The sequence below is a fragment of the Luteimonas sp. A649 genome (assembly GCF_054072735.1).
Genome location: NZ_JBSVRQ010000001.1, coordinates 1,867,962 through 1,885,773, shown reverse-complemented (window position 1 = coordinate 1,885,773; position 17,812 = coordinate 1,867,962). Strand labels below are relative to the sequence as shown.

General features: G+C 63.7%; 14 protein-coding genes and 3 pseudogenes. 7 read left to right on the top strand and 10 right to left on the bottom strand.

What is annotated here, in order from left to right:
• Positions 1-64 precede the first annotated feature (64 nt).
• Positions 65-919: an outer membrane protein assembly factor BamD gene (locus ACW5E8_RS08745; RefSeq protein ID WP_456965057.1), complete on the top strand. Its 855-nt coding sequence runs from the start codon at positions 65-67 to the stop codon at positions 917-919.
• A gap of 112 nt (positions 920-1,031) precedes the next feature.
• On the opposite strand, the gene ACW5E8_RS08740 is transcribed toward ACW5E8_RS08745, so the two are convergent.
• The 5 genes from ACW5E8_RS08740 to sucC all read right to left on the bottom strand — a co-directional run bounded on the left by ACW5E8_RS08740 (position 1,032) and on the right by sucC (position 5,625).
• Positions 1,032-2,669 (bottom strand): NAD+ synthase, encoded by a 1,638-nt coding sequence (locus ACW5E8_RS08740; RefSeq protein ID WP_456965056.1) that lies wholly within the window; start codon positions 2,667-2,669, stop codon positions 1,032-1,034.
• A gap of 1 nt (position 2,670) precedes the next feature.
• On the bottom strand, positions 2,671-2,985 hold the full coding sequence (locus ACW5E8_RS08735) for a CcdB family protein (protein ID WP_456965055.1): 315 nt from the start codon (positions 2,983-2,985) through the stop codon (positions 2,671-2,673).
• Complete coding sequence (locus ACW5E8_RS08730) at positions 2,982-3,248, bottom strand: type II toxin-antitoxin system CcdA family antitoxin (RefSeq protein WP_456965054.1); 267 nt, start codon at positions 3,246-3,248, stop codon at positions 2,982-2,984. Before ACW5E8_RS08730 ends, ACW5E8_RS08735 begins: the two co-directional genes overlap by 4 nt.
• 208 nt (positions 3,249-3,456) lie before the next feature.
• The gene (gene sucD, locus ACW5E8_RS08725; protein WP_456965053.1) at positions 3,457-4,335 is read right to left on the bottom strand and encodes a succinate--CoA ligase subunit alpha; all 879 of its coding nucleotides are present in this window, start codon (positions 4,333-4,335) and stop codon (positions 3,457-3,459) included.
• Positions 4,336-4,458: 123 nt separating this feature from the next.
• A complete protein-coding gene (gene sucC, locus ACW5E8_RS08720) occupies positions 4,459-5,625 on the bottom strand; it encodes an ADP-forming succinate--CoA ligase subunit beta (RefSeq protein WP_456965052.1) in 1,167 nt (388 codons plus the stop codon).
• Between the two features lie 101 nt (positions 5,626-5,726).
• On the opposite strand from sucC, the gene ACW5E8_RS08715 reads away from it, so the two are divergent.
• The 6 genes and pseudogenes from ACW5E8_RS08715 (at position 5,727) to ACW5E8_RS08690 (ending at position 13,113) form a co-directional block, all read left to right on the top strand.
• On the top strand, positions 5,727-7,313 hold the full coding sequence (locus ACW5E8_RS08715; RefSeq protein ID WP_456965051.1) for a sensor histidine kinase: 1,587 nt from the start codon (positions 5,727-5,729) through the stop codon (positions 7,311-7,313).
• A 194-nt stretch (positions 7,314-7,507) separates the two neighbouring features.
• Positions 7,508-8,896: a sigma 54-interacting transcriptional regulator gene (locus tag ACW5E8_RS08710; RefSeq protein ID WP_456965050.1), complete on the top strand. Its 1,389-nt coding sequence runs from the start codon at positions 7,508-7,510 to the stop codon at positions 8,894-8,896.
• Between the two features lie 73 nt (positions 8,897-8,969).
• Complete coding sequence (locus tag ACW5E8_RS08705; RefSeq protein ID WP_456965049.1) at positions 8,970-9,707, top strand: hypothetical protein; 738 nt, start codon at positions 8,970-8,972, stop codon at positions 9,705-9,707.
• A 338-nt stretch (positions 9,708-10,045) separates the two neighbouring features.
• Positions 10,046-10,144: pseudogene (locus tag ACW5E8_RS08700) on the top strand (prepilin-type N-terminal cleavage/methylation domain-containing protein); the annotation flags it as partial.
• Positions 10,145-10,613: 469 nt separating this feature from the next.
• Positions 10,614-10,716, top strand: a pseudogene (locus tag ACW5E8_RS08695) (prepilin-type N-terminal cleavage/methylation domain-containing protein); the annotation flags it as partial.
• 534 nt (positions 10,717-11,250) lie between these two features.
• Positions 11,251-13,113 (top strand): hypothetical protein, encoded by a 1,863-nt coding sequence (locus ACW5E8_RS08690; RefSeq protein ID WP_456965048.1) that lies wholly within the window; start codon positions 11,251-11,253, stop codon positions 13,111-13,113.
• A gap of 50 nt (positions 13,114-13,163) precedes the next feature.
• On the opposite strand, the gene ACW5E8_RS08685 is transcribed toward ACW5E8_RS08690, so the two are convergent.
• From ACW5E8_RS08685 to ACW5E8_RS08665, 5 genes and pseudogenes are all read right to left on the bottom strand, one after another.
• Positions 13,164-14,267: a glycosyltransferase gene (locus tag ACW5E8_RS08685; protein ID WP_456965047.1), complete on the bottom strand. Its 1,104-nt coding sequence runs from the start codon at positions 14,265-14,267 to the stop codon at positions 13,164-13,166.
• Complete coding sequence (locus ACW5E8_RS08680; RefSeq protein ID WP_456965046.1) at positions 14,267-15,439, bottom strand: glycosyltransferase family 4 protein; 1,173 nt, start codon at positions 15,437-15,439, stop codon at positions 14,267-14,269. Before ACW5E8_RS08680 ends, ACW5E8_RS08685 begins: the two co-directional genes overlap by 1 nt.
• Positions 15,439-15,693 carry a hypothetical protein gene (locus tag ACW5E8_RS08675; RefSeq protein WP_456965292.1) on the bottom strand — a complete coding sequence of 85 codons (255 nt, stop codon included), beginning with the start codon at positions 15,691-15,693 and terminating at the stop codon, positions 15,439-15,441. The genes ACW5E8_RS08680 and ACW5E8_RS08675 overlap by 1 nt, the downstream gene beginning before the upstream one ends.
• Before the next feature lie 18 nt (positions 15,694-15,711).
• Positions 15,712-16,227: pseudogene (locus tag ACW5E8_RS08670) on the bottom strand (class I SAM-dependent methyltransferase); the annotation flags it as partial.
• 295 nt (positions 16,228-16,522) lie between these two features.
• Complete coding sequence (locus tag ACW5E8_RS08665; RefSeq protein ID WP_456965045.1) at positions 16,523-17,791, bottom strand: lipopolysaccharide biosynthesis protein; 1,269 nt, start codon at positions 17,789-17,791, stop codon at positions 16,523-16,525.
• Positions 17,792-17,812 lie beyond the last annotated feature (21 nt).

Sequence of the window (17,812 nt, the reverse complement as noted above, 5' to 3'; positions counted from 1 at the left end):
GGCTGGCGGGCCGGGGCTGGCTGCTATTATCCCCGCTTCACGCCTTTCCCGTCCCGGATGCACCATGACCCGACGCACCACCCTGTTCCGCAGCGCACTGCTGCTCGTGTTGCTGGCCGTGTTCGCCGCCTCCGGCTGCGCACGGATGAAGAACATGTTCAAGGACGAGGACGCCAACGAAGGCGTGGCAGTCGAAGTCCTCTACGACAAGGGCCACGCGCTGATGCGCGGCGGCAACTGGAGCGGCGCCACCAACACCTATCGCCGCCTGGTCGCGCAGTATCCCTACGGCCCGTACACCGAGCAGGCGATGATCGAAATCGCCTATGCCCAGTTCAAGATGGGCCGCCACGATGACGCCGTGTCCTCGATCGACCGCTTCATCCGCACCTATCCCACGCACCGCAACGTCGCCTACGTGTACTACCTGCGCGGCCTGGTGAACTCCACCCGCGACACGGTGTTCCTGCAGCGCGCCTGGAACCTCGACGCCAGCCGCCGCGACCTGGCCACGCCGCTGCAGGGCTACAACGACCTGCGCATCGTGACCGAGCGCTACCCCAACAGCCGCTACGCCGCCGACGCCGCCAACCGCATGGCCGAGCTGCGCAACATGTTCGCGCGCCACGAGATCGAAACCGCGCTGTACTACATGCGCCGCGACGCCTGGGTCGCCGCGGCCGAGCGCGCGCGCTACCTGCTCGAGACCTATCCCCAGAGCGAATACCAGAACGACGCCGTCGCCGTGCTGACCGCCGCCTACACCGAGCTGGGCAACCAGACCCTGGCCGCCGATGCGCGCCGCGTGCTCGAACTCAACGAGCCCGACCACCCCTACCTGACGGGCAACTGGCCGGACTACCCCTGGACGATCCGCAAGCTCAACCCCTTCGCAAGCGAAAAGTCCGCGATCCAGTAGCATTTTTGTGGGAGCGGCCATAGCCGCGAAAAACCCCGATTCCCGTGGAAGCGGCCAGGCTGCAATCGCCGCTATAGCGGCTCCCACATAAAGTTACAAAAGCCCTCGCGGACTAGTGCGGGTACTTGTTGGTGATGGGATACCGGCGTTCGCGGCCGAAGGCGCGGCGGGAAATCTTGGGCCCGGGCGCGGCCTGCTGGCGCTTCCACTCGCTGCGTCGCACCAGCGCCACCACGCGGTCCACGGTCGCCGCGTCGAAGCCCGCTGCACAGACCTCGTCGCGCGACTGCTCCTGGTCGACGAATCGCATCAGGATCGCATCCAGCACGTCGTAGGGCGGCAGTGAATCCTGGTCCAGCTGGTTGTCGCGCAGCTCCGCGGAAGGCGGTCGCGCGATCACCGCCGGCGGGATCACGGGCGCGCCGCCCACCGTGTTGCGCCACTTCGACAGGCCATAGACCTCGGTCTTGTACAGGTCCTTGATCGGCGCATAGGCACCGCACATGTCGCCGTAGATCGTGGCGTAGCCCACCGCGTACTCGCTCTTGTTGCCGGTGGTCAGCACCAGCCCGCCGAGCTTGTTCGACAGCGCCATCAGGATCACGCCGCGCGCGCGCGACTGCAGGTTCTCTTCGGTGACATCCACCGCGTGGCCTTCGAACGCATCGCCCAGGCTCGCCAGCAGGCCTTCGAACGCCGGCTCGATCGGCACGGTCATCATCTCCACGCCCAGCTCCCTGCACTGCTCGGCGGCCAGGTCGTTGCTCAGGCCGGCGGTGTAGCGCGACGGCATGCGCACCGCGGTGACGTTTTCCGCCCCCAGCGCCTCGACCGCCATCGCCAGCACGATCGACGAATCGATGCCGCCCGACAGCCCCAGCCATGCGCGCTTGAAGCCGTTCTTGCCGAAGTAGTCGCGGATCCCGCGCACCACCGCGCGCCAGGCCAGCGCGTCCATGCTCTCGTCGCCGTCGTCCATCCACACGGTGGGCATGAAGGCGCGGCGCACGGGGTCGTAGTCCACCACCAGCCACTGGTCGGTGAAGGCCGCCGCGGCCGGGTGCACCGTACCGTCGCCGTCGGCGACCACGGAGGAACCGTCGAACACCAGCGCGTCCTGGCCCCCGACCACGTTGAGATAGGCGATCGCGGCGCCGTGGTCGCGGGTCAGCGCGGCGATCATCGCGTCGCGCTGCGCGTGCTTGCCGCGCTCGAAGGGCGATGCGTTGGGCACCAGCACCAGCTCCGCCCCCAACGCCACGGTGTCGGCGATGGGCTCGACGAACCACAGGTCCTCGCAGACCAGCAGGCCCACCGGCACACCCTTGACGTGGAACACGCAGGAACCGCCGTCGGGATCGGCGTGGAAATAGCGGCGCTCGTCGAAGACGTTGTAGTTGGGCAGCTCGCGCTTGCGGTAGGTGCGCTCGATGCGGCCCTCGCGCAGCACGCTGGCGGAGTTGTAGAGCACGCTGCCGGCCGACTCCGGCCAGCCGACGATGGCGACGATGCCGGTGGCCGCGTCGGCAATGGTGCGCAGCGCCTGCTCGCACTCGGCAAGGAAGGCCGGGCGCATCAGCAGGTCCTCGGGCGGGTAGCCGCTGACCGCGAGCTCCGGGAACACCACGATGTCGGCGCCGTACTCGTCGCGCGCCTCGGCGATCATCGTCGCGATGCGCGTGGTGTTGCCGGCAACGTCGCCGACCGGGAAGTCGAACTGGGCCAGGGCGATGCGGAGCGTTTCAGTCATGTCAGATCCCATGCGTCAGGAAGTCCAGCGCGCCGATGATGGCCAGGCGATCGGAAGACAGGTCCGCCAGCCGCCTGCCGAGCATCTGCATCGGCACGTTGGTGATTTGTGCCGTGTCCATCACCATCGGCTTTCCGGCGACGGTCAGGATCGGCATCAGGTTGCCGATGGCCGGTCCCGCGGACTCGGGCGCGATCAGGGGTACGACCACTCGGGACTCGGAAGTATCGATCAGATCGCTCTGGACGTTCAGCCAGCACGGTATGGAACGCCGCGACGCTGCGTCGGCATTGGTAAAAACCCAGAACTGGCTCATGTCTCCCGCGACGCCTTGAACGCACGCACATGATCGCCGGCAACGCCATCGCGGGCGACACGCTGGTTGTACGCGGCGATCGCCTCGCGGTTTTCATCCAGCCACTGCTCCCGCTTGCGCGCCCGGATTTCGGCGTCCAGCGCTTTCTCCAGGGTCGCGGAGAGGTTGATGTTCAGCGCCCGGGCGGCCTCGAGCAGGCCCTCGTTGACGCTGAGGTTCGTGGCGCGCTTGCCGTAGCCGGCGTAGTCCTCACGAATGCGCATGGCGATCTCCCATCGGGTGCGCATCGATCATGCGCATTATTTGGCCGCGCGTCAAACGCAGGCATGAAAAAGGCCGCCCGGAGGCGGCCTTTTTCGGACTCTTTGCGCAGTTGCTCTGACACGCTTTGCGGGAGCTTCCAGAACAGCTTTTGTGGGAGCCGCTATGGCGGCGATCGCGGCTATAGCCGCTCCCACAAAGGGCAGGCGATCAGCCCGCCAGGCGCTTCGCGATCGCGGCACCCAGGTCGCCCGGCGAACGCACGGTGGTGACACCGGCCTTCTCCATTGCGGCGAACTTGCCTTCGGCCGTGCCCGAGCCGCCCGAGGCGATCGCGCCGGCGTGGCCCATGCGCTTGCCCTTGGGGGCCGACGCACCGGCGATGAAGCCCACCACCGGCTTGGTCACGTACTGCGCGATGAACTCGGCGGCTTCTTCCTCGGCCGACCCGCCGATCTCGCCGACCATGATGATGCCCTCGGTCTGCGCATCGTCCTGGAACAGCTTCAGGCAATCGATGAAGTTCAGGCCGTTGATCGGGTCACCGCCGATGCCGATCACCGTCGACTGGCCAAGGCCGGCGTCGGTGGTCTGCTTGACCGCTTCATAGGTCAGCGTGCCCGAGCGCGAGACGATCGCGATCTTGCCCGGCATGTGGATGTGGCCCGGCATGATGCCGATCTTGCACTCGCCCGGGGTGATGATGCCGGGGCAGTTCGGGCCCACCAGCACGGTGTCCGGGTAGGTGGTGACCAAGGTCTTCTTGACGCGCAGCATGTCCAGCACCGGGATGCCCTCGGTGATGCACACGATCACCTTGATGCCGGCATCCGCGGCTTCCAGGATCGCGTCGGCCGCGAACGGTGGCGGCACGTAGATCACCGACGCATTGGCGCCGGTGTCGGCCACGGCATCGGCCACGGTGTTGAAGACCGGCAGGCCCAGGTGTTCGGTGCCGCCCTTGCCGGGCGTGACGCCGCCCACGACCTTGGTGCCGTACTCGAGCATCTGCTCGGCGTGGAAGGTGCCCTGCGTGCCGGTGAAGCCCTGCACGATCACCTTGGTGTTCTTGTTGACGAGAACGCTCATTGGATTCCTCGATTCTTCATCTTCTGACTGTGGGAGCAGCTATAGCTGCGATCGCTCTTGGCGAGGCTTATCGCGGCTGTAGCCGCTCCCACAGGAAATGGGGTATCCCACAGGAAATGGGGGTCAGGCAGCCTTCGCGGCTTCAACGGCCTTGCGGGCGCCGTCGTTGATGTCGTCGGCGGGGGTGATCGCCAGGCCGGAGTTCTTCAGCAGCTCCTTGCCGGCGTCCACGTTCGTGCCTTCGAGGCGCACGATCACCGGCACCTTGACGTCGACTTCCTTCACCGCGGCGATGATGCCGTCGGCAATCATGTCGCAGCGCACGATGCCGCCGAAGATGTTGACGAAGATCGCCTTCACGTCGTCGGACGAGAGGATCAGCTTGAACGCCTCGGTCACGCGCTCCTTGGTGGCGCCGCCGCCGACGTCGAGGAAGTTCGCCGGCGAGCCGCCTTCGAGCTGGATCACGTCCATCGTCGCCATCGCCAGGCCCGCGCCGTTGACCATGCAGCCGATGTTGCCGTCCATGGTCACGTAGTTCAGGTCGTGCTGGCTGGCCTTGACCTCGGTCTCGTCTTCCTGGCGGATGTCACGCAGGGCGACCAGTTCCGGGTGGCGGAACGAGGCGTTGTCGTCGGAGTCGACCTTGCCGTCGAGCACGGCCAGCGTGCCGTCGGTGAGGATCGCCAGCGGGTTGAGCTCGACCAGCGCCAGGTCCTTCTCGTTGAACAGCTTGTACAGCCCCATCATGATCTTGGAGAGCTGGTTGACCTGCTTGCCGGTCAGGCCCAGGCCGAAGCCCATGTCGCGGCACTGGTAGGGCTGCAGGCCCTGGATGAAGTTGACGTTGAGCGACTGGATCTTCTCCGGCGTCTCGGCGGCCACCTGCTCGATGTCCATGCCGCCTTCGCTCGACGCGATGAAGGTGATCGACTGTGTCGACCGGTCCACCAGCACCGACAGGTACAGCTCCTTGGCGATATCGGTGGCCTGGGTGACCAGCACCGAATCGATCGGCAGCTCGACGCCGGCGGTCTGGTAGGTGGCCATCTTCTGGCCGAGCATGCCCTTGGCGTGCTCGCGCACGTCGTCGAGCGTGCGGCACAGCTTCACGCCGCCCGCCTTGCCGCGGCCACCCGCGTGGATCTGGGCCTTGACCACCCAGAAGTCGCCGCCAATGGCCTTGGCAGCATCAACCGCTTCTTCGGGGGTGCGGGCGACACGCCCGGCCGGGACTGAAATGCCGTATTCGGCAAACAGCTGCTTCGCCTGGTACTCGTGGAAGTTCATGTGGGGTCCGTCGTGGGAAAGTGGGACACAGCGCCAACCATTATAGTGCCCCGATGCCCCAGGAGCCCGCCCGCGTGCCGATAGCCGCCCCCGATCGCCTCATGAGACGCGAGCTCTACCTGCTGGCCCTGTACCGCACGCTTGAAGCCGCGCTGTTGGCGCTGGCCGTTTTCGGCCCGCTGCAGGGCGTGTTCGGCGGCGACGCGCGGGATCCGGCCCTGGCCACCGCCGTCGCGGCCACCTACCTGATCGCCTCCGCGGTGCTGCTTGTGCTGTCCGGGCGCGCATCGGTCCCGCTGCCCGCACAGGTGGTGTTCGGCGTCCTGATCGACATCGCCGTCGCCACGCTGGCCATCCACGCCCTGCCCCACGCCGGCCCCGGCATCGCGATGATGCTGCTCTTCAACGTCGGCGCCGCGGCCCTGCTGATGCCCCTGCACCTGGGCCTGGCCGCCGCCGCCCTGGCCTCGGGCGCTCTGGTCGCGCAGTACGTGATGGTCATCATCAGCGGCAGCCCCATCCGCGAACGGCCGCTGGCCGAAGTGCTGATGTTCTCGGTCAGCTACCTGGCCATGGCCACCCTGACCAACTTCCTTGGCCGCGACATGCGCGACAGCCGGACGCTGGCGCACAGGCGCGGCGCGGAGGCCGCCAACCTGGCCGAGGTCAACGAACTGATCATCCGCCGCATGCGCGTGGGCGTATTGATGGTGGACGGCCGCGGCCACATCCGCATGGCCAACGAGGCCGCCCGCATCCTGCTGGGCCAGGCCGGCGCCGAGATCCGCGGCGAAACCCCGCGCACCCTGCCCCAGCTGTCGCCGGCGCTGGCCATGCGCGTGGCCGAATGGCGCCGCAGCGGCGACACCGACGACACCCCGCTGACCATCGGCGATGACGGCAACGAAGTGCTGCCACGCTTCACCCGCCTGCTGGCCACCGACGACACCACCCTGATCTTCCTCGACGACACCGCCCTGGTCTCGCGCCGCGCAGAATCCCTGACGCTCGCCGCCATGGGCCGCTTTTCCGCCAGCCTCGCACACGAGATCCGCAACCCGCTGGCCGCGATCAGCTACGCCACCCAGCTGCTGGAGGAATCGCGCGACATCGGCGACAGCGACCGCCGCCTGCTGCAGATCGTCCACCAGCAGTGCATGCGCACCAACACCATCGTCGAAAGCGTGCTGAGCCTGGCCCGCCGCGAGCGCGCCCAGCCCGAGAACGTGGATCTTGTAGGCCAGGTCCGCGCCTTCATCGCCGACTACCGCCAGACCTGCCCCGAAGACAACGCCGCCCTGCGCCAGGCCGGCCGTCGGCCCGAAGTACCGGCCATGGTCGACCCCCGCCACCTGCAGCAGGTGCTGACCTCCCTGACCAACAATGCCGTGCGCCACGGCCACCAGCCCGGCGAACCCGCGCGGATCACCATCAATGCCGACCTGCTCGACGGCAACCCGGTGATCGAGATCAGCGACCGCGGCCCCGGCATCCCCGACGCCGTCAGCCACCAACTGTTCCGGCCCTTCTTCACCACCTCCGAGCACGGCACCGGCCTGGGCCTGTATATCGCCCACGAACTCTGCCGCGCCAACGATGCCCGCCTCGAATACGTCTCCCTGCCCGGCGGCGGCGCCTGCTTCCGGATCACCCTGCGCGGCGGATCGGTGATGCTGGAGCGGCCATAGTTCCGCTTTTATGGGAGCAACAGCTTTTGCGGGAGCCGCTATAGCGGCGATAGGACCTGGCCGGAATGGGCCAATCGCGGCTATAGCCGCTCCCACAAAAGCAATCCCCCTCCCCCTGTACTTTTTGACACTCGTCACACTAAGTAAAAAAGTGCCAAAATTGGTCACCACGGACCGGCCACCCCAGATCAACCATGACTGAAACCCGCAGCGCCCTCATCGTCGACGACGAGCACGACATCCGTGAGCTCCTGGTGCTGACCCTGGGCCGCATGGGGCTGCGCACCGATACCGCCGCCAACCTGGCCGCCGCCCGCGAACTGCTGGCCGCCAACCATTACGACCTCTGCCTGACCGACATGCGCCTGCCCGACGGCTCCGGACTGGAGTTGATCAGCGACATCACCACCCGCTTCCCCGACACCCCCGTGGCGATGATCACCGCCTACGGCAATGTCGAAGCCGCGGTGGAAGCGCTGAAGGCCGGCGCCTTCGACTTCGTCAGCAAGCCGGTGGACATCAACGTGCTGCGCGGCCTTGTGCGCCAGGCGCTGGAACTCAACGCCCGCCGCGCCGCCCAGCCCGAAGAGGCCGGCCGCCTGCTTGGCGGCTCGCCAGCGATGGTCGCCCTGCGCGAAACCATCGCCAAGGTCTCGCGCAGCCAGGCGCCGGTGCACATCAGCGGCGAATCCGGCACCGGCAAGGAACTCGTGGCGCGCACCATCCACGCCCAGGGCGCACGCGCCAACAGCCCCTTCGTGCCGGTCAACTGCGGCGCGATCCCCACCGAACTGATGGAAAGCGAGTTCTTCGGCCACCGCAAGGGCAGCTTCACCGGCGCCCATGCCGACAAGCCCGGCCTGTTCCAGAGCGCCGACGGCGGCACCCTGTTCCTGGACGAAGTGGCCGAGCTGCCGCTGGCGATGCAGGTCAAACTGCTGCGCGCCATCCAGGAAAAGAAGATCCGCCCCGTGGGCGCATCGACCGAGATCGATGTCGACGTGCGCATCCTCTCGGCCACCCACAAAGATCTGAACGCCCTGGTGAATGCCGGCAGCTTCCGGCACGACCTGTACTACCGCATCAACGTGATCGAACTGCACGTGCCGGCGCTGCGCGACCGCGACGGCGACCTGCCGATCCTGTCCGACGCGATCTTCGCGCGGCTGGCGCAGGCGATGCACCGCAGCGCGCCCAAGCTGGGGCCCGAGGCGCTGGCCGCACTGGCGGCGTACGCGTTCCCGGGCAACGTGCGCGAGCTCGAGAACGTGCTGGAGCGCGCGATGGCGCTGGCGGACAGTGACAGCATTACCGCCGCGGACCTGCGCCTGCCGGGTGGGAACAACATCAGTTCGCCGGGGCGGCTGCCGCCGATGCCGGGGAGCGGCGCACAGTCGCCGGGTGCGATGAACCCGCGCGAGACTGCGTCAAGCGCCCTGCCTTCCTATATAGAAGAGATCGAACGCGCCGCCATCCAGCAGGCGCTGCAGGAAAGCCGGTACAACAAGACCAAGGCCGCTGCGGCGCTGGGAATCACGTTCCGGGCGCTGCGTTACAAGCTCAAGAAGCTCGGCATCGACTGAGCCGCCGTTGGCGCCCCCATGGAACATTCCAGCGGCTAAGCTCGGCGCGCCAACTCTTTTGCCGAGCTTGATCATGGAATCCACCGCAACCCGCGATCCGGCCCGCCACAAGGCCGCGCTGGTCCACCTTGCCGCCAGCATCGCCGCGATCGGCGCCGTGTTGGCGGTGCCGGTGTTCTTCTGGTACCCCGGCGCCCTGCTTCCGCTGTCCGGCATCGATCGTCACCTCGTGCTGCTGTTTGCCGCAGTACTGGCGGCCGGCCCTGTGCTCACGTGGCTGGTCTACCGCAGCGGCAAACGCCGCTTGCGCATGGACATCGCCGTGGTCGTGTTGATCCAGCTGCTGTTCCTGGCGTACGCCATCGCGATGCTGGCGCGCCTGCGTCCCGTCTACCTCGTGGGCATGGGCAACCACATCGAGCTGGTGCGCGCCTTGGACATCGACCCTGCAGACCTTGCACGCACCCCGGAGGCAAAGCGCGCGCTGTCATGGACGGGCCCGATCCTCGTGGGCGCCCTGCCGCCAGGTGGACTGGCCCTGTCCGGTGCCGACGACTATGCGCGACGTCCCGCATACCACATCGACTACGCCCACGTGGGGCCGATGCTGGCGCAGCGCGGCCGCACTCCTGAAGAGCTGATCGCACGCAGCCATGCCCATGCGGAAGCTTTGGGTGTTGCGCTGGCGGCCGTGGATCGCGAGAGCACTGCGATCCGCGTGGTGCCGCTGGTATCGCAAGCTGGCCACGCAGCCATGCTGGTGGACGCCATACATGGGCGGCCACTTCGCCCGGCCGCCGTCAAGATGTGACCAGTTTCGCGATACCGGCTCGACTGCGGCTCGCGCATCTCACGGACGTCCCCAAACCGAATACGCGATACGCGTCACAAGAGAGGCGCAAACACTGACATTCAACGTCACTTCCCGAGGTAAAAAGTGACGTAACGCGTCTCCTAATTCCCGCCAGTGACAGCCGAGACCGTGAATCCGGTTGCACATCTGTTCATCCGGCCCCGGAAGCCACCAACTGGCACGGGTTCTGCATACACTTCACTGCACGTGCGGCGTCGCACGGCAGCATCGGTTCCGGAACCCAAGCCGGCATCGCTGCACGTGAAGTACCCATATCAACTCCTAGGGGATACACCATGAAGATGCAGAAGGGCTTTACCCTCATCGAACTGATGATCGTGGTTGCGATCATTGCCATCCTGGCCGCCATTGCGCTGCCGGCTTACAACGACTACCGCATCCGTTCGGCGGAAGGCGCCTGCCAGTCCGAGGCCAAGGCGTATATGAACTCGGCCGTGGCGGCTGCCCAGTCGAATATGGATCAGCCGACGGCTCCTGATGGCAGCGGCGCCTGCCAGGCTTTCACCGATACCATCGGTGAAACCGAGGTCACCACTGGCGGCACCGTGAACTTCCAGCCGAACGACCCGGGTTCTGCCCCGACGACTTGCGATCTTTCGACGGCAACCTGCTCAATGACTCCGTCGGTCTAACGCAACGGTACGAAACAAGGCCCCTCGTAAGAGGGGCCTTTTTCTTTGTCATCTGCTGCCGTCGGCCAATACGATGAGACATCCACACCACTCGCGCTGGCCGCTTGATTGTGTCCGACATCACAATCTGAGCTTGGCATCGACATGCAGCATTCTTCGTTGGCGCGCTCCTTGCGTGCTCCACAGTGGGGAAATCAATGTTGGTGGCGCCATGTCCAGCTCTGCACGCGGCTTTACTCTGATCGAACTGATGATCGTGGTCGCGATTATCGCCATCCTGGCTGCCATCGCACTGCCCGCGTACAACGATTACCGGATCCGCGCCGACGAGGGCGCATGTCAGGCGGAAATGGTGAACTACGCACGCTTTGCGCTAGCTCAGCTGCAGGACGATCGCGCCCCGGCCGCTCCGGCGCTCCAAGCTTGCAGCGACGCGGATACTGCCACCGCCATAGGCACCGACATCACCGGCACCCCGCACCTGGCAGCGCAGGGCGCTCGCACCACCAGTTGCGACATGGACACAGGCAACTGCACCCTGCTCTGAGTATCGACCGCCAAGGCGAAACTTTCGGCTTGTCGTCGACGGCGTCAGCCTTCCGGGGCGTCGGGCTATCGACGATACTTACCACATCATTTCAACCCGCGACCTTGCCGCATCGCGGGTTCCTGTTGCTGTCCCCTCCGTTGCCTTCGCCTACGCACATTCCTGCCAGAGCTGCCCGGAGATTTCATCTTGGACAAGCATCCGCTGCAGGCCCAATCCGTGCTTTACGTCGTCTAATGCGAGCATTCCCGCAGCCGATCGTTGACAATCCGACTATCCTGGATCTGCGTGCCCCACGCCTATGTCTAGCTCCAACACGCGGTTCCTGCTGGCAAGCCTGATCATCGCCATGTTGGCCGGCTTGGTATTCATGCCCGGCCTGCCGGGCGAGTTCGTGTTCGACGATTTCCACAACATCGTCAATAACCCTGCCGTGCATATGAGCCGACTGGACGCAGAAGCCGTGGGCAAGGTGCTGACAACACAGCACGTGTCCGGCGACATGCGCTCCCTGCCCATGCTCAGCTTCGCATTGGACTACTGGCGCGCCGGCGGCCCAAATCCGGCGGCATTCAAAACCACCAACCTCATCATCCACGCGCTGACCGCGCTTGCCCTTGCTTGGTTTTTCCGCAGCCTGCTGCTGGCCAGCCACGTCCGCCGTGAGCGTGTGCTTTGGCTGGCGCCGGCTCTCGCTCTGGCCTGGGCGGTGCACCCGCTGCAGGTCTCCTCCGTGCTGTATACGGTGCAGCGTATCCAGACCATGGGAACGCTGTTCCTGGTGCTTGCCCTCTTGGCGTATCTGCAGGCGCGCCGGGCACAGATTGCAGGTCACTCCGGCCGGGGCGGGCTCCTGCTCACCCTGTTGCTGTGGGCCGGCGCCTTGGGCTGCAAGGAGGATTCCGTCCTGCTGCCCGCCTACACACTGGCACTTGAGTTGACCGTGCTGCGGTTCGCTGCCGCAGACATGCTCGTATCCAAGCGCCTGCAGCGTGGTTACCTGATAGCAGCGTTGCTGGGTGTTTCAGCCTACCTGTTCCTGATGATCCCGCATTACTGGCAATGGGACACATTGGCAGGGCGTGATTTTTCAACCTTGGAGCGCGTGCTGACCCAAGCCAGGGTGTTGTGTCTGTACCTGTGGCAGATCCTCGTGCCACTGCCGCAGCACATGCCTTTCTATTACGACTGGCTGCAGCCTTCTCGCGGTCTGCTGCAGCCGTGGACGACGCTTCCCGCGATTGGCATCGTTCTGGGATTGCTGGGCTTGGCCTGGCACGTGCGCAGGCGGTGGCCGCCGCTCTCCTTCGGCGTACTGCTTTTCTTCGCCAGCCACTTCATCGCCAGCAACGTGGTCGCCCTGGAGTTGGCGTTCGAACACCGCAACCATTTCGCGTTGATCGGCGCGGTCCTGGGCATTGGCAGCCTGCTAGCCTATGCAGGCGAACGTCTCCATGTCCGCCCCGCTATCGGCGCTACCTTGTGTGCGGCCCTGCTCGTCGCGTTGGCCGCCTCCACTATCATTCGTTCCAATACTTGGAGCAGCTCGCTGGGCATCGCGTGGAACGGCACACAAGCAGCACCTCATTCTGGTCGCGCCTGGGTCGAACTGTGCGCGGGCCACTTCAGGGCCGGTGGTGGCGCGGGGGCCGGCAATCCGAAGCTGGACGTAGCCATCGCAACCTGCAGCATGGGGGCCGATGCCGCGCCGCAATCGCTTAACAGCCTGACGCTGTTGGTGGTGCTGAAAACCCTGCGCGGCGATGCAATGCCTAGCGACTGGGAGCGCCTGCAACACCGGATGCGCACGGTTTACATGACCAATGACAACACGCGGGTCTTCCTGATCCTAGTGGGCCATGCACGCATGGGTGTAGAGCTGGACAGGGAAGAACTCATCAACACACTGGATATCCTGCTGGAACGCGGAAACTTTGGACCCGTGAACCGCGCTAGCCTTGGCTTTTTCGTAATGAACGACCTAGGGGACGCGGATCGCGCGCTCCCCTACTTCGTTAAGTCCATCGAGGGCCGGCCTCCACATGATCCGTTTTCGGCGCAACTAGCCGAGGAACTCAAGGCAAAAAGCAGGCCTGACCTTGCGGAACAAATTGAACTGTTCCACGCCCGCTTGCTTAGGTCTGCACTTCAATCCAACAACTGACACCCACCCGCTCAGTTCGCACCGGACATCTCAAAGCCTATCCAAAGCCTTTAGCACAGCAAACAACTGCGGCTTAACGTAAGCCGCAGCGTCTCTGCGCAATCGCCCCATGTCGGCGAAGCAATGTCGGGAACTAATGGCGAGAACAATTGCGCGGCGATTCTCTCACTCAGCATTTCCACATCGCCAGGCGCATAGAGACATTGGGAGTGACCCGCCAGAAGTTGCTGCACATCCCCCAGTGCAGCCGCCACTACCGGGATACGCATGGACAGCATCTCATGCAGCTTCAATGGAAAGCAGAAGCGGCCGAACGCGGAATCCCGATTGCACACCACGCCAACGTCGAGCGCCGCGAGCAAATCGGGCACGCTTTGCTGAGGCAACGTGCCTAGATCCACAACACGTGGATGACGCAAGCGACGAGCACTATGGTCCGTCGGACCGGCATGCACCAACCACAAATTGTCATCGTGACGTGCGAGACGTTCAAACGCATCGAACAAGTCGCTAATGCCTCGATCTTCAGTCAAAGCACCTGCCGTACCAATTACACGCGCGCCTGTTGGCAATCCCAATCGATCCCTAGCAAGACCTCTGTCGCGGGGACGGAAGAAATCCTTGCGAACCCCATTGACAACGACTTCCACAGGGCATGACACGCGATACCTATGACGAACGTGCTCGGCCAGTGTCGCACTAACCACTGTCAATCCAGCCGCCTCACGGCACGCATGTCGGAACGCCGTCCTTAACCCCGGAAAGCGCGACAAGCCGAAGCTCTCATAGTTGTCGTAAAGGTCGATCACGCAGGGAATGCCGCGCCGGCTGGACCAGCGGACTGCCAACACTGCCTGCACCATGTCGGAGCTGGCCCAGACAACGTCGGGCCTCCAGTCCGCAACGACTGCGTCGAGCCACGCACCATGTCGCAACAGTCCAGCAGGAAATGCGTCGAGCGAATGCCAATCCACACTCGTCCCGTCGAAGCGACCCGCCTCCTTCCCTGATCGGCGCCGATAGCTGAGAGCACAAACGCGGACTTCGTCTTTCATCTTGGACAGACCAACAGACAACTCATAGAGGCGTCCGAAACGATCCTGGATAAGATCCTTGCCCGTGTACTGCCGCTTGCAGACCACGAGGACGCGCACTAGAGCCTTGCCTCTGCCAGTTCCCGCAGAAGCATCAGGTTCCGCGCTGCCACCTCATCAATTTGAAACCGTTGCTCGACGAGCAGCCTGGCCTTTCGTCCACGTGCCAGCCAGTCATCGTCGGTGGCCGACAACATGTCCCTCAATCCATCTCCTAGACTGATCAAATCGCCAGCGGCACAAACCCAGCCCGCACCATCCCTCACAGCGAGGTCTATGCCGCCGCACGACGTGCAGAGCACGGGGAGTCCGGCCTCCATCGCCTCCAAGGCGGAGTTGGACATGCCCTCATAGCGCGAGGGGAGAACGAACGCATCGGCCGTAGCCAACGTCGCCCGAATTTTCTCCTTGTCGACGACACCACCGAACCGCACTATCCGGCCCAATCCACGGGCCTCAACATGCTCCACAATCTGATTTCTCAGCGGGCCGTCTCCATACAACTCCACGACGCAGGCCTCAGCAAGTCCACGGTTCCAATGCAGCGCCTCGATAAGAAGATCGAGCCCCTTTTGGTGCTCAAAGCGTCCAGTCCATAGAACTCGTCTCGGCCGGCTAACGTTCCTACGAATTATCGGCGGATGTACCTCAATACCGTTAGGCACTCGGCTTCGAGGCGGCTTCAGCAAACCCAAGGCGTCCAATTCCGCCGCCATGTCGCCATTGATGAGGTTCACCCTACCCAGCTGTCCATCAAGAAGGGAACGCCACATCGGCCATGCCGGAACCGAGCGAAGAAAATTCGCGTCGCCATTTCCGTGTGCATTGATTGGCACTGCCATGAATGGCCATTTAACCAGCCCCATTCGCTTTGCAAGCGAAAGTCCGAGAGCTGCATCTGAAAGGCCTCGGCAATAAGCAACATCAAATCGTCCGCGGTTCCTCCACGCGAACGCCAACAGAGATGTGAGATATGTCCCACCACGCAAGCCGCGTCCCGACCCGCGGATTGTTCGTAACCGATGCGTCCTGACACTCGCACTCCCCAGGCTCGCAACTCCATCTGGGATCCGAGAGCCGACCACTTCGACATGCGCTCCCATTTGGCACCAGCGCTCCACGAGACGCGCAGTCTGGTGCTCTGCCCCACCTAGAACCCAGGGTGCCAAGTTCGCGAACACGAGAATGCGAAGGGCCGGGGCAGCACCTTTCCCGTCTCGAGCTTGCGCCATCAGCGTTTAGCCTCAAGTTGCATCTTCACCAGCATGACGTCCGGGGCCGGATTAGTTCCTACCCGATGTCGCCCACGCTGAGCAGCCACTTCAGCAAACAGGGCCTTCGGGTTACGCAAGGTGTAAAGCGTCAATCGCAGAGCCTTGCGCAGTCGCCCCTTGACGCCGAAGGGCGGCATTGCACGAAGGACAAGAGCACGCACGACCCGGTACGACAATGGCTTCGCTTTTGGATACTCGACAGTCGCGCTCATGTTCAATCGCCCAGCCAGCCTACGGACTGAGCACTCCGACCAACGGGTGAGATGGTGTGGGGGGTGATTCAGTGGATCAAGCCCAGTGAGCTCATGGCTCATCGGAGATAGCGGCACTGAGAACAGGACTGTGCCTTCTGCATTTAGCAGCGATCGAACACTAAGAAGTAGCTCTACCGGATCCGGGAGGTGCTCCACAACATGCCAGAGCGTTATAAATGCCAAACCAGAGGGCAGAATGGTTCTAACTTGATCGAACGTACCTACGGAAACGTCATGGCCCTTGCTGACGGCAATCTCCGCCACCTCAGGATTGAGATCGAATCCTAGGGTCACCACATTTTTCGTGGTAGCCAATAGATCTAGAAACTCACCTTCCCTACAGCCGATGTCCAACACCTTAACGGGCAGGTCGCCGGCGCCTGCTTTCGTCTCGACTAGCGCCCTAGCCACCACCCATTCCCAACGCAAGCCTGGCGACCCTGTCCCTTCTCTCGAAAGCCAAGAGTAGAACTCAGCCCCTGGGCTTTCCATTGGATCAGCGAACTCCAGTGCGCACGCAGCGCAACGGAAGACCCGATAACTCGGAATTGGCGGGCAGCATTCTTGCAGAGAGTCGAACATGGATTCCATGCGCGACCTTGTCTCCAGTCCCGGAAGCTCGCTGACGACTTCCGTTTGTGAGCCGCAGACGATGCAGTTTGGCATGCGAACATCCGAAGTATTCTAGTGGTGGTTACAAAGCGCGGAGAGCCAGACTGGAAGTCACCGCGCTTATCCCGCAATAGGAATGCGTACAATCTCTTCCGGCCCAAAGCGCCCCATGGTTTTACCTACGAAGGGTCATTCCGATCTTCCACCAACTCAGCACCGCAACGAGCATTTCGGCCGCCAGGAGGGCGAACGCAGCGCCGAGCGCACCAAAGGTTGGAATCCAAGCAAGCATAAGCGCCACCTGCGAAGCTAAGCCGATGGCTTCAGTGCCTATTCTCCATCGTTTCCAACCGTAGCCTAGAAGAACGTTGGCACCGAGTATGCGGATGCAGTAGACGGGTACATACCACGCAAGCAGCGTCGCCACCGGCACCGCGGACTCAAAGGCTTGACCCAGTACAAGCGGCAAGAGTGGAGCGAGCAAAAACAGTACGCCGCCAGCAGCAACCCCATAGCATAGAGTGGTGAAGATCAACGACGCCATCAGCCGTTTGCTATGACCCTGACCAGCACCCGCCTTAAACAACCGCGGCATTGCAGCGGCCACCAATGCCTCCACCGGCATCGCGGCCAAGGTTGAAAACCGATGTGCAGCAGAGTATTCGCCGGCCGCACCACCCCCTCCCACGCGCAAAGCTATGCCCTTGTCAAGGTTGCCTTGCGCGAGTCTCGACACCCACAAAGGAGTAAAGCCGAGGCCTTGAATGAGAGCAGTCCATGTGAGCCTCTTCCCGGTGCCGATTGCGCCGAAGTCGGAACGGTACATAGCCAGTGCCAGCGCTACTGCCACCGCGCTCGATAAAGCATGTAGCCAACCGTACGTAGCCGGACCAGCATCGTCTTGCAGCATGCCGAAGCCGAGGGCCGCTACAACACGCGCGGCGGAGAGAATCACTGGTAATGCTGCGGCGCGAGACATGCACTGATGCGCAGCATACGCGGAGGCCATCTGGTGGATTACCGGCGCGAGCATCACTTCCGAAACTGCCAGGGCGAGAACGAGCTGAAAGGAGATATCCGGCAGGACAACTCGGGAAATCAACAGGAACGAGCCTGCCAACGGAATAACACTCCAAGTCAGCGCGCGAGTTGATTGCGCCCACCTTTCATGAAATACGTTGGCGTCACGAGCCACGTCTTGGTACATCCTCAAACCCTGCCCAAGCCCAGACATACCGCTGATCGCGATCGCGATGCCAGCGACTCCTGAGAAGGTGCCGTAACCTGTAACGCCTAACGCACGGGCGATCAGCACAATCCATATAAGCTGGGCCAGCAGCCGAAGAGCATTCCAGAAGAAAACCGCAGCCGTCGAACGTGCTAGGCCGCCGAAGGACCGCTCACGCAGGCCGTAGATTCGCGTCTTCACGGCGGGGAGCAGCATCCCTGACGCGCACCGATTTGA